The sequence below is a fragment of the Serratia ureilytica genome, assembly GCF_013375155.1.
Taxonomy (GTDB): Bacteria; Pseudomonadota; Gammaproteobacteria; order Enterobacterales; family Enterobacteriaceae; genus Serratia; species Serratia ureilytica.
This window is the reverse complement of sequence record NZ_JABXOF010000002.1, coordinates 191342-203600: the sequence shown is the minus strand read 5'-3', so window position 1 is coordinate 203600 and position 12259 is coordinate 191342. Positions and strand designations below refer to the sequence as shown.

The following is a 12259-nucleotide window of genomic DNA, read 5'->3' as shown; positions in this document are numbered from 1 at the left end:
TGAGTCATAGGTTACCGGTCCGTATGGCTGCGAATCGCCCAAAATTCCATGTCCAGCCCCGGAAATTCGCCGGCCAGATGCAGGGCGAAGGCGCTGGATTTTTCCATCTGTTTCCAAAGGTCGCCGCCTTTTTCCAGCTCGAAATAGGTGTAGCCGGCGTGATAAGGGATCTGACGCGGCGCGACGGGCATGGTGCGCAGACCGATGCCCGGCAGCTGCAGCTGCACCAGATCGCGGATGCGCGTGACCGGGGCGATCTTCATCTGCGCCGGGAAGTGGGTCAGCAACACCTCGGCGGCCACGTCGGCGCGCACCGCCAGCACGAAGCCGAAGTCGCGCATCATTTTGGCGTCTTGCACGGTGGCGACGTTCAGCCCGTGGGAGCGCTCGACCAGCGTCAGCTGAATGGCGTTGTCCTCCAGCACCACCGACAGGCCCTGACGCAGCAACAGCATCAGCTTGCCGAAGCACAGCGCCAGATTGTCGTGGTCATACACCGGCAGGCGGCCTTCCGGGGTGCGCTGCGCCGAGAAGCTGGCGAGTTCGGTGGCGAACTGCAGCCAATCGGCGAACAGGCGCTCCGGGTGCAGATGGTCGAGGTGGTAGGCATGGCTCACCTGACCGAGATGGCGGTTGATCAGCTGCAGCAGCATGAAATCGACCATTTCGGAACTGCCGCCGCGGCCCGGTTGCAGCAGGCGTTGACTCATCTGCTGGCTGCGCTGTTGCAGCAGCCCCTGCAGATCGTTGATGAAGGTCTTCAGTATCGGGTTGCCCTGACAGTTCAGCATCGGCGGGATTTGCGCCGTATCGAGACGCAGGCTGTTGTCGCCGCGCTTTTCCAGCACGCGGGTGACGCCGAGCGCCGTCCATTCGGCGTTCAGCTCGCTCTCCAGCATCAGCCGCAGGCGCAGGCGACCGAATTGCAGCGCCGCGCTGCCCACCGAGACGGCGTTGAGATCGTCGACTTCGGTCTCGTAAGCCAGATAGCGCGCCAGCGCTTCCGGGCTTTCCTGAAAGATCACGTCTTCACGCCCCGCGCGATAGGTCGGCAGAGCCAGCACCACGTTTTCACCGGTCTTGTTGTCGGCGATGGCCAGCGGCGCGGGCGCCTGCTGGGCGCCGGAGAAGCGAAACGGCGTGCCGTCGGGCATGATGCCGCTGGCGGCGTTGAGCGCGATCTTGCCCTGGCGCAACAGCGTTTGGTCCAGATCCAGGGTGAGAAAGCCCCAGAAACAGCCGCTGTGGGCCTGGCCCCAGTTGCGCATATAGCCTTCGAGATAGTTTTCCGCCTGCTGGAAATGGTGAGGGCGCAAAAACATCCCCTCAGTCCAGACAACCTTATGAGCATCTTTCATCATCACACCTATAGTTACTTCGCTTCAGCGCAGCGGTAGGTCAGTCGACCTTTTTTACGGGGCGCAGGCCACTCACGCCTGCGACGATATGCGCTTCCAGCTCATCCGGCGAGAATTGCCATACCTTGTAGAAATTGGTTTCGGTGGGTTCCGGCAGCGGCAGTGAAATGCGCCAGGTCTTGCCGTCCAGATTTTGATATTCGGCGATCACGCCGATGTAACGTGCGTCCAATGTGCTTTGCCCACCGAGCTTTTTGCCGGTCTGGCCCGGCGTCAGGAAGAACTGATCGCTGTCCAGCAGGCTGTTGCCGAGCACGCTTTTGGCGTCGTTTTGCAGACTGAAAAAGTCGGCTTCCATGAATTCCGCATCCGAGCGCAGCAGCAGCACGCGAATTTTGATCGGCGTCGGTTGCGCGCCGGCGGCGGCATTGACCTGGCGGTCAGCGTCGAAGACCAGGCTGTAACGCGCCGGCACGCTTTTCGCGGAAGACATGCAGCCGCCGAGCGCCAGCGCGCCCAGCAGCAGAAACAGCATCCCGCACCAGCGGGAAGCGATAGGGGTCGTCGTCATGGGAATCTCGTCGCCCGCAGGCGTGCTGACTACTGGAGGATCCAGGTGGCTGAGCCGGCGTTTTTGCACGCCTTGCTGTCGCCGCCGACTTTAACGCAGTCCTGCTTGGCGGCGCGCGCGCGGCGCGGCAGATCTTTGCGCAGCGTCGCTTTGTAGCGCGCTTCTGGCACGCCGGCGTTGGCCTGGATATACCCCACCAGATCGCCGCCGCGGATGGCGGAGATCGCCAGCCAGTTGTTTTCCACTTCGCCCAGCGCGTAGAACGCGGCGGCGTTGTCCAGGCTGCCGACGGCGGTGCCGGTATAATTCGGGCTGCTCATGATGCTGGCGGCGTACAGGCTGCGGTACTCCTCACCGATCGGTTTGAACTGTTTCGGCGCGCTCACCGCGGCGCGGTGCTTTAACGTGACGCCGTTGACTTCACTGCTGACGATGGCGTCGTTATTGAGCGCCGGCGGCGGTGGCGGTGGGGTGGAGCAACCGGCAAGCGTCAGGGCGGTCAACAGCGTCAGGGTAATCCGTGTTTTCACAATGTCCTCTTTTTCTTGATTGAATGGCTGTGTAATAAGGCGCCGTCATCAGGGCGCAAGCAGCAACACTTTTAATTGGCTCGGCACGATGCGCATGCCGAGCGCGTTGGTGGAATTCTGCAGGCTGAGGCTGGTCAGCCGGGTGGCCGGGGTGCCTTTGAGCAGCACGGTAAAGGCGCCGGTCAGGTGGCGGGACGGCCCCATCACCGTGCCGGAAGCGACGCCGGTGGCCACGCCGGGGTTGTCGCCGTTGGTCAGGGGCGTCACCGTCGCCATGTTGTGCGCCGGGGTGCCGACGAACAGAATGTTGAACGCGTTCGGGATGGCGGTCGGCGCCAGGGCGATATCCGGGTAGGGAATGGGCACCGGCGCCGGGCTTGGCGTCAGACAGACGTCGGGAAACGCCAGGTCCACGCCGATCATTTGGCTGTTGGCAAACATAAAAGGTCTCCGCAAGGTTATCCGACGTGGATCTGTTCCGAATCGAGCTTGGTGATGTCTTTCGAGGTAATCAGCGTGTTGCGAGCATGAATGCGGGCGTAATCTTCCGCCTGATAATCCAGCTGCCCGGCGCGCACGTGCTCGGTCTGGCGCACTTTGCGAAACAGCGAGTGGCTGATCTGGCTGACCGAATGCCACAGTGACTCGCAGCGTTTGCCGACCAGGCGGCTGATGCTGACGAAAGCCGAGAGCTCTTCGCCGCTGTATTTCATCTTGTCGACGTGGCAGTCGCCGCTGTTCGCCTGCAGGGTCATGGCATCGCCGCTCAGGTTCAGCGCCTGCGCGCCGTGCAGCGACAGCGAGCCGTGCAGCGTTTCAATGTGCAGATCGCCTTCGACGCTCAGCCGCGCCGCGTTTTGCGGTTCCGCACGCTCGAGGACGGCGATCGCCCACAGCTGGTGGCCGCAACCGGCGACCAGCACGCTATCGCCGAGGGCCGGCGTCAGCAGGCAGCTGGCCGCACGGCGGCAATGCCAGCCGCGGCCTTCACATTCCACCACCAGGCTGCCGTCCGGCAACAGGTTGACGACCTGGCCGGCGGCCTGCTGGGGCGGCGCGATGTTGACGGCGCGAGTAGTGTTGACAACGCTCATGGTGATCCCCTCGTGAAGTGGTCAATACGTTCAAATGCGGCTTTGGCGCTGTGCGCTCCAGATTTCGGCGGCGTACAGCTCTTCGTCGCGCTTGAGAATGCCGCTGCGGTCGCCCCAGCGCGTTTGCTGCTGGTGGGCGCGGTGCATGCGGGTGCGCATGAAGCGCGCACGCCGGAAATCGGCGGCGCCGATGTCGGCATAACAAAAATCGGCGTAGGTCAGGTCGCTGTCGCTGAAATCACAGCGCGCCGCGCGGCTGTGCTGGAACACGCCCTGATACAGACGCGCCTGGTTGAAGTTGGCGGCGTCCAGCGTCGCTTCGCTGAAAATCGCCTGATCGAACTGCCCGCTGCGGCACTGCGCCTGAGTCAGGTTGGCCTCCAGCCACAGCGACTGCTGCGCCTGCACGCCCGTCAGGTTGGCGCGCCGCAGCGAAGCGCCCTTGAAGTTGCTTTGGCGCAGCGTCGCCTGGCTGAAGTCGACGTCGTCCAATTGGTTATCGGTAAACTGGCAGGCGATCAGGCGCTGCCCGGCGTAACTTTTGCCGCGATGGTCGCATTCGAAAAACGTGACGCGGTCGAAATCTGCCCCTGCAAATTCTGTGTTACAGAGGGTTAAGCGAAAAAACGTGACAAGCGAAAGTCGGGCATGCTCCAACGTAGCGCCGTCGAGCGGGCTTTCGTAAAACGTGGTGCGATCGTGCTGAGTGGCGGAAAAGTTCGCGCCGGCCAATTGGCATGACATCCAGTGGCTTTGGGTGAGCGGCAGACGGCTGAAATCACCCTGTTCAAGCCGGCATTCGTTGAACATCGTCAGCTCGATATGACTCTCACTGAAGCGGCTGGCGGACATGGCGCACTGATTGAAGGCCGTTTGCTTGAGGTTCGCCCGAGTAAACAGAGCGTGCTCGAGCCGGCAATCGCTGAATACGCTGTCGCGCAGATCGCAATCGGAGAAGTCCACGCCGTTCAGGTTCAGGGCGTTGAACATTGCGCCGGCCAAATCCATACCCGCGAATGACAGGCCGTGCAAATCCTCACCGGAAATCGGTTCGCCGCGTTTCACACGCTGGCGTATCTGCTCTGGCATTGAGGTCATACTTCTTTCCCGTTGTGGCGAGGCAATGTTTTCACTCTGGCGGTATAGGCATCGTCGAGCCGGGTCGCCTTGTCCACTTTCGACTGCGACAGATCGGCCCGGAACAGATTGGCGCCCTGCAGGTCGGCGCCTGACAGCACGCACTTTTGCAGGATCGCCGCAATAAAGTTGGCGTCGCGCAGGTTGGCGCGCGTCAGATCGCTGCGAATGAACAGGCTGCCGCTGCCGTTGGCCTGATTGAAGTCGGCCTCGTTCAGCCGCGTTTCCGACAGATCGCAATTGTTGAGGCGCGCGCGGCTGAAACTTGCCCGCTGCAACGGCATCTGACGCAAGTTGCACTGGTTCAGCGTCGCGTCGCTGAAATCCGCCTGGGGCAACAGCGTCTTTGCCGCAAAGGCGCAGGCCGTCAGGCGCGCGGCGCGGAAGCTGAGGTTTTGCGTTTCGGTATCAACCCAGGCGCAGCTTTCCAGCCGTGCCTGCTCGAATTTCACCGCCAGCAGCCGGCATTTGATGAAGCTGACTTTGTCGAGCCGGGCGTGACTGAATGTCAGTTGCTCCAGCTGCAGCTCCATCAGCGTAATGTTGGCCAACGTGGCGCGGCTGAAATCACACTGTCCGAGCAAGGTTTCGTACCCCAGCAAATCGCGTAAGGACGCCATCGTGAAGTCGCAGCGTTGAAACAACGTTTGTTGAATGTTGGTTTCATGCAGCTGCGCGCCGCCGAAATCCGCCGCTTCGCATTTCGCCAGGGCCAAAGAGGCGTGGCTCAGATCCGCCTGCTGCAAGACGGCACCGCAGAGATCGGCGCGCGCCAGCATTGCCTCGCGAAGGTCACAGCCCACCAACCGGGCTTGGCGCAGATTGGCGTTTTCCAGCAACGTGCCGCGCAAGGTGGCATGGCTGAGGTCCATGCCGGACAGATCGGCGCCGGTGAGGTCCAGGCCGCTGAGATCTTTATCGCGCTGCATGGCCGCGGTGACGCGTTGGCGAATGATCTGTGCCAGATCGCCGCTTAAACGCAGCGCCGGGCTTTGCGCCTGTGCCGACATTAAATACATTTGGTGCAGCGCGCGCTCGCTTTCCCCCAACTGCTTGTCGCTAAACGCGTCGGGGCGTTGACGCGCCTGTTGAAACAGCTGGTCGCGCTGCTGTTGGTAGCTTTCCGCGCCGGAAAGGTCGGCGGGGCCAGGGCCGTCAATATCAATGCCGTTTGCCTGCGCGTCATCGCGGATTTCACGGTAATGCGCTTCAGCGCGCTGTTCCATGCCCTCGACAAACTCGGCCAGCTGATCCAAAGCGGGCATCGGTTCAGCTGGCGGCGCGGCAAACATGTCGTCGATGTCTCGGCCTTCGCGCTGCAGACGTTGGCGGTGTTGTTCGCGTTGGTGATGCTCGTAGGCGGCGATGTTTTCCACCATCGGGCTTTGCTGCGTCGGCGTTTCCGTATCGAGCCAGGGGCCAATACAGCACTCCGGCAGCAAATCTTTTTCACGAAAAGCGTGCAGAGCGCCATGCTCTTTATCAAGCCGCCGATCGAGCACCTGCCGATAATGCGCGACGGTGCGGCTTTTACCCTCAATTTCCAGCGCCGGCATGAGCTGCATGACGTCTGCGGCATCGTCTTCATTGATGTGAAGGCTGCCCTGGTAGATCAACAGCATTTGTTCGCGATGGGGAAAGAACCACACGGTGGTGTGGCGCATCGCGACTTCCCCGAAATGCGCTTCGCCGCCGCGCAGCCGGTTAATGAAGCAGCGTGCGCGCCACGGCGGCAAACGGCCTTGCTGAACCGGCTCTGAAGGGTGCATGTTCCATATCCGGTAGGCAGCCTGAAGCGGCAAGCTGTCGCGTTGGGGAAACTGCTGATCGCTTTCCGCCATGTTGAACAGGCGCCAGTCGATATCGTTGGCGAAGCCGGGAAAACCGTGTTTCAACCAGTCGGCGTCGTAGTTTTTACCGATGCGTGAGAAGCGGCGCGGCCAGGTGATATCCAACGCGTCAAAGCTTGCCGGCTGCGCGCTTTGCCGAGGAGACGCGAGGCGCTCCTGCAGCGGTTCAACATTGGGTAGGCGATGAATGCGGCCCTGCGGAAATGTTTCTGGAGTGGCGCCGATGCCGTGCGGATTATCGGCGAACTGAGCCCCGCCGTAAGCCCGGCGCCAGTCCAGACGCATTTCTGCAAAAGGGAGAGGAGAGGAGGGGCGATCGTTGATCCAATGACGATCGCCGAAAACCACCAGCGTTTTCTCCAGCGAATCAAGCTGGATCTTCACGGCGCAGGCGGTTTTGTCTTGTTGATGGTGGGTGTAGGCGTTGCCGGTGGCGAGAAACTCCGCACAGGCTTTCGGAATAGCCAAATCGAGCACGCCGCCGCTCAGCGTAAGTTCGTCGGCGGCCAACTGCCACAGCTCCGGTTCGGGGCGCAGGCGCGGGGAAGCCCCCATGTCGGCCAAGGCCAAAATGGAAACGCCCAGATGATTTTGCCCTTGCCAAGAGAAGGGGCGATGAAGCGCGCTGAGGCGCAGAGGTTTTACGACTTTCATTGTGTGTGTAAAGCTTCCTGTGGATATCAGCCGGCAGCCAGGCTGCTTGCTCAAAAACAATCCGTTTTTCGGTTTAATAGATATCAGGCTATGTCACAACAGATGAAGAAAACGATGCGGCGTCCAGAGCCGATCGCGAATGCGGGGAGCATTTCCTCGCGTCAAAGGGATTATCAAGAGGACGGTGCGTTGTCCTTCCCGCTTATTTTACGAGCCAGCAGTACGACGGCGACGGACAATGCCGCGGCGATCGCCTTGGCGGTAAATTGGCCTGCGCTCTCCAGATGATAGGGGGCAAAAAAGCCGACGCCGGGGGTACCCAGAATCAGCAGCGCGGCGAGCGGGGCAAAACAGCACAGTTCTATCGCCAGCGCCAGTCTGCCGGGGGCCGCCGCACCCAGATAACCCATCAAAAAACCGGGCAAAATCAGGAACCCGATCAGCTCCGCGGGCGCGTTCACCGCAGACATCACCTGCTGGTTGTACTTCAGTATCGCCAGCATCAGTGCGACAAAGATCAGCAACCGGACGGACAATGCCGCCGTTCTGCCCGCGGGTAAGACGGTCTTGCAAATGGTGGCGATCAATACGCCGCCAACCAGGATGCCTAAGAAGGTAAACAGGATTTGTCCCCAGAGGCTGTCCTGAGTCGAAAAGGCAATAAACGCGCCCATCGTGACACTTCCTTATGCAAGGTGATTTAGCGAGCTGATGGACGACAAGTCGTTTTCACAACGTTGAAATCGGATCGCGTTGATTGAAAAGGTTCTTTTCGCTCAAAGTCGGGATAACTCTTCGATCACCGCTTTTTTGGGGTTCTTGGGATCGTACTTTATCGCGGTGAAATGACCCGGCTGATAACGCGGCAGATCAACGACGCTGATCGGGCCTTTCGCGACGGCCGTATGGTTTTTTCCGTCTTGGGCGATGTATTTGACTTCCACTTCGCAGACCGGCCGATTCCCGTCCCACAGGTTGGTCTGGCGGATGCTGACGATTTGCCCGGAGGCGGAAACTCCGTTCTCCATCACGCTGAGAGAGGAACCGATGTGTTTGAAATAGCCCCAGATATCGACCGTGATGAATTTGAAAAAACCCACCAGGCTGAGAATAGGGGCCAATAAAATCAAACCGATTACGGTGAAGATATTTTTGGCTTTGGACATGGGCATCCCTACTTATAAAAAGATCGCCAGCGCCTTGCTGCTCAATCGCAAAGAACCGTTGGTTATTAAGGCCCCAAGCTGCGTGAACGTCATGGGATCGTTGCTTAGCTTGAAATTGGTTTTGCTGATCGAAAGCGGGTTATGGGAAACATCGAACATCGTGTGCTTGACGCTCAGCCCCGTTAAGGCAAGGTTGGCGCCTATCGCGGTCCACTTATAGCCGTGGCAGTTATCTTTCCAGGTGGGCGCCGAAATAGACACGCCGTCCTCGCTGGTAATGCTGATGGTTTTTGCCGTGATGGTCAGCGAACCGCTAATGGTCGTTTGCTGATCGTTTTTGTAGGTTTCTTTGACATTCCCCGTGATGTCGGTGGTCTGGCCGCCGGCCTCCACCGTCAGCGTCTGACCGCCTGCGGTGACGGTAGTGGTTTGCCCGCCGGCGGTGATGGTGGTGTGCTGCCCGCCGGAGGTGATGTTGACCGTCTGCCCCTTGTTGATGGTGTTGGTCTGTTGCCCCTCGGTAATGTCGAGGGTCTGGTCGCCCTTCACCGTGACATGCTGGGTTTGCGTAATGTTTTGCGTCTGCGCGCCGTCAAGCTTGAAGGACTGATTGCCGGTGATGTCGATTTTATCGCCGCCGTCGATAATCGTCAGGGCGCGGCCGCCTTTGATGTTCACCGTCTGGTGAGCGTTCAGGTTGGCGGTTTCCAGCCCATCGACGGTGGTGGTGCGTTTCGCTTTGTACAGGAACGTGGCGTCGCCGGTGACGGTATCGTTCTGCTGGCGACCGATGGTGGTGGTGCGACTGCCGTCAATATTGACGTTCTTGTCGTTTTCCACCGTCATGTTCATGTTGCGTTCGGCGTGCATGTCGAAAGATTCGTTGCCGGGCGAGTCTTCCAGGAACAGGAAGCTGGCGTTGTCGACGCCGCCACCTTTGCTGCGGCTCATAAAGCCCATTTTGGTGGCGTCGCCGGGAAGATCCCAAGGCGGCATGCTGTCTTCGTTGTAAACGCGGCCGGTGATGATGGGGCGATCCGGATCGCCGTTGATAAAGTCGACCACCACTTCCTCACCCACGCGCGGGATTTGGATCCCGCCGTATTTCCAGCCGGCCCAGGCGCTGGAGACGCGCACCCAGCAGGAGCTGGTTTCATTGCCGCTGCCGTGGCGATCCCAACGGAACTTGAGTTTCACCCGGCCATATTTATCGGTCCAGATGCTTTCGCCTTCCGGGCCAACCACTTCGGCGGTCTGCGGGCCATGGGTTTTCGGCCAGGGTGTGGTGCGCGCCGGGCGCCAGTTGATGTCCGCCGGCACCACCTGAAATTCGGTATGTTGCTCGCCAACGTCGTTATCGTTGCTGGCGTAGCTGTTTTCCTGCATGAAGTAACGCGCGCTGACCACCAGATAGGCGCGGTTGTCTTCCATGCGCGGCGCCTGGATCAGCTGAAAACGGTAGCCGGGCGCAATGCCCTGCGAACTGCCTTCGCCGCTCATCTGCTCATGCTGCGCTTCGAACTCCTGTTGGCGCACCTTGACGTAAAACTGGCCGTGGGCGTGATCGGTATAACGCCCGGGCCAGTCGAACACCTCGGCTTTGTCCTGTGCGAACGAGGCGGGATTCTGCCGGGCCTCCAGCAACCGCGCGCGCGGTTTACGAAAATCGTAGTCATCCAGGCTATACAGGCTGGGCGTGATGGCGTCCGAGACGCTCCAGCTGTTGATGCTGTCCTTGTTTTCCACCAGACCGCCTTCCGCGAGCTGATAGGGGATGCTGGCATAGCCGGCGAGTTCCTGATGCGCCGCCGGCGCGTCGGCCAGCACCAGCGTATGGCCGTCCTGCTGGTGCGTGAAATAGTAATAGATGCCTTCATGTTCCATCAGACGACTGATGAAATCGAAATCGCTCTCCTGATACTGCACGCAGTACCCCCAGATGCGGTAGTCGTAACTCAGACGGTTATCGATCTTCACCTGATACTGCCCCAGCACCTGGGTCAGGATGTCGGGAACGGTCTTTTCCTGATAGATGCGAAAATCGCGGTTTTGCGTCAGGTACCACAGCGTGGGGCGCAGCACGGCGCGGTAGATATAGTAGCGGTTGCCGCCGGCTTCTCGTCCGGAGAGGGTCATACGCGTGATATTGCCGTTGAGATAACGCGGGGCCATCGGGTTGCCCCGCAGCTCCAGCGTGATTTTTTGTCCCAGCAGCGATTTCAGATCGAGGCGATTGTCAGGGCTGAGCAGCTCGACGTCGAACTCGAACAGCCCGGCCAGTCTTTCCTCACCGGAAAGGCTTCTGAACAACAGCTGATAGGCGGGCAAAGGTGTGTGCGCAATGATAAGGCGATCCATACTATATCCCCGGTTTAGGCATAGCTACCGCACGAGATTTGACGCGCGATCCCGATGGCGTATCTGTCACGAATTGAGACAGGGGCTGACGAAAGATTTAACAAAGTTTACACAAAGGCACGATTTGTGCAGTCTACAATAGAGCTCTGCATTTGCAAAATAGCCTTGTGGATCAATGCTCAATTCGTTAACTCGCTCACGATCTGGTTTTTTATTATCTAAAACATATGGATACGAGCAGATCTTTTTTTATCCAAAATTATTGGGAAAATGGTAATACCAAATAATAAATCTGTAACACTTAAGTCAACGTGTTTATAAAACAACTCTTTTTTTCCGTGAAAAAAGTCACTGAGTATTTTTTATCCTTACCATTCGTTAGTTAAAGATGATCAAATATATAAATTTACCGAATGTTAATTCGGATGATTCCTATTTGGCCGGCGTGAAAAGCCCGCGGTGCGGGCCTCCGACGGTGAGTCTGAATGGTTGATAAAGCAGCAATTGATGCGGTTAGCGCGGAAGGGGATCGAGGGAAAGTCGGCTTATCAGGTCACAGAGCCAGATTAAGGCCGGGTCGCGTTGCGCCTGTCGGCCGGCGATCAGCTCAATGGGGAAAGGCGCGATGGCCAACTCATCAGGCAGCGGGAGAATGCGTACGCGTTGCGGATCGGAAAAACGCCGGGCCACGCTGGCGGCCAGGGTGGCGATCAGATCGCTGTCGGCGACCACCGCCGGCAGGGCGACAATGTGTGAAAAGGTCACGGCGACGCGCCGCTGGCCGCCGATTTCCGCCAGGCGGCGGTCGACCAAGCCTCTGGCGGAGCCGTCGTCAGCCGGCGCGTACAGCCCGTGCGGCAGGCTGAGGTAGCGGGCCAGATCCCAGCGGCCATCCGCCAATTGCGGGTGTGAACGGCTGGCGATACAGACCAGATGCTCTTCAAACAACGTGCGCACATAGTGACTTTCCGCCCCGGAAAGATGCCCTCCCAGCGCGACATCCACCTCCCCGCTATCCAATTGACGGTAAATATTGCGGCGATCCAGACGCGAAACGCGAATATCGATGCCGGGTGCCGCCTGACGCAAACGGCTGATGATGGCGGGCAGCAGCAAGATATCCGCATAGTCGCCGGCGGCCAGCGTAAAACGCCGCTGCCCGGCGGTGGCCGGATCGAAACGGGCAGGGGGCGCCAACGCCAGATGGATTTGCTCAAGCACCCGCTGTATCTGCGGCATAAGCTGGTGGGCGCGCGGCGTGGGCGCCATGCCGCCGCCGCTGCGGACAAACAGCGGATCGTTGAGCAGAATGCGCAGTCGCGCCAATGCATTGCTGACGGAAGGTTGCGCGCGGTTAAGACGCCGGCCCGCGGCGGTGACGTTACGAGTCTGATACAGCGCTTCAAACACCACCAGTAAATTGAGATCGACGTTGGCTAAATTCATTTTATGAATACTCTATATACAGATAATCCATTTCCAGAATCTTACAGCGTTCCCTAGGCTGGTAGCACACGAATTTAGCCTTCAATCAGGGGAAA

11 protein-coding genes are annotated in these 12259 nt (G+C 59.4%); all 11 read right to left on the bottom strand.

Features of this window, described 5'->3' with window-relative positions; genetic code table 11:
* Positions 1-11: 11 nt before the first annotated feature.
* On the bottom strand, positions 12-1358 hold the full coding sequence (gene tssK / locus HWW83_RS04375) for a type VI secretion system baseplate subunit TssK (RefSeq protein WP_060660890.1): 1347 nt from the start codon (positions 1356-1358) through the stop codon (positions 12-14).
* 40 nt (positions 1359-1398) lie between these two features.
* The gene (gene tssJ / locus HWW83_RS04370) at positions 1399-1929 is read right to left on the bottom strand and encodes a type VI secretion system lipoprotein TssJ (RefSeq protein ID WP_176589010.1); all 531 of its coding nucleotides are present in this window, start codon (positions 1927-1929) and stop codon (positions 1399-1401) included.
* Between the two features lie 29 nt (positions 1930-1958).
* Complete coding sequence (gene tagV / locus HWW83_RS04365; RefSeq protein ID WP_033643550.1) at positions 1959-2459, bottom strand: type VI secretion system accessory protein TagV; 501 nt, start codon at positions 2457-2459, stop codon at positions 1959-1961.
* Between the two features lie 48 nt (positions 2460-2507).
* Positions 2508-2900: a DUF4150 domain-containing protein gene (locus HWW83_RS04360; RefSeq protein ID WP_033643549.1), complete on the bottom strand. Its 393-nt coding sequence runs from the start codon at positions 2898-2900 to the stop codon at positions 2508-2510.
* Positions 2901-2917: 17 nt separating this feature from the next.
* Positions 2918-3553 (bottom strand): DUF3540 domain-containing protein, encoded by a 636-nt coding sequence (locus HWW83_RS04355; RefSeq protein WP_033650852.1) that lies wholly within the window; start codon positions 3551-3553, stop codon positions 2918-2920.
* Between the two features lie 30 nt (positions 3554-3583).
* Positions 3584-4651 (bottom strand): pentapeptide repeat-containing protein, encoded by a 1068-nt coding sequence (locus tag HWW83_RS04350; RefSeq protein ID WP_176589009.1) that lies wholly within the window; start codon positions 4649-4651, stop codon positions 3584-3586.
* Positions 4648-7194 carry a DUF2169 family type VI secretion system accessory protein gene (locus tag HWW83_RS04345; RefSeq protein WP_170853562.1) on the bottom strand — a complete coding sequence of 849 codons (2547 nt, stop codon included), beginning with the start codon at positions 7192-7194 and terminating at the stop codon, positions 4648-4650. The genes HWW83_RS04350 and HWW83_RS04345 overlap by 4 nt, the downstream gene beginning before the upstream one ends.
* 173 nt (positions 7195-7367) lie before the next feature.
* Positions 7368-7868 carry a hypothetical protein gene (locus tag HWW83_RS04340; RefSeq protein ID WP_096242350.1) on the bottom strand — a complete coding sequence of 167 codons (501 nt, stop codon included), beginning with the start codon at positions 7866-7868 and terminating at the stop codon, positions 7368-7370.
* Positions 7869-7970: 102 nt separating this feature from the next.
* Positions 7971-8360 carry a DUF3592 domain-containing protein gene (locus HWW83_RS04335; protein ID WP_033643543.1) on the bottom strand — a complete coding sequence of 130 codons (390 nt, stop codon included), beginning with the start codon at positions 8358-8360 and terminating at the stop codon, positions 7971-7973.
* 12 nt (positions 8361-8372) lie between these two features.
* Positions 8373-10718 (bottom strand): type VI secretion system Vgr family protein, encoded by a 2346-nt coding sequence (locus HWW83_RS04330; protein ID WP_047574740.1) that lies wholly within the window; start codon positions 10716-10718, stop codon positions 8373-8375.
* Between the two features lie 513 nt (positions 10719-11231).
* A complete protein-coding gene (locus HWW83_RS04325; RefSeq protein WP_176589008.1) occupies positions 11232-12164 on the bottom strand; it encodes a LysR family transcriptional regulator in 933 nt (310 codons plus the stop codon).
* Positions 12165-12259 lie beyond the last annotated feature (95 nt).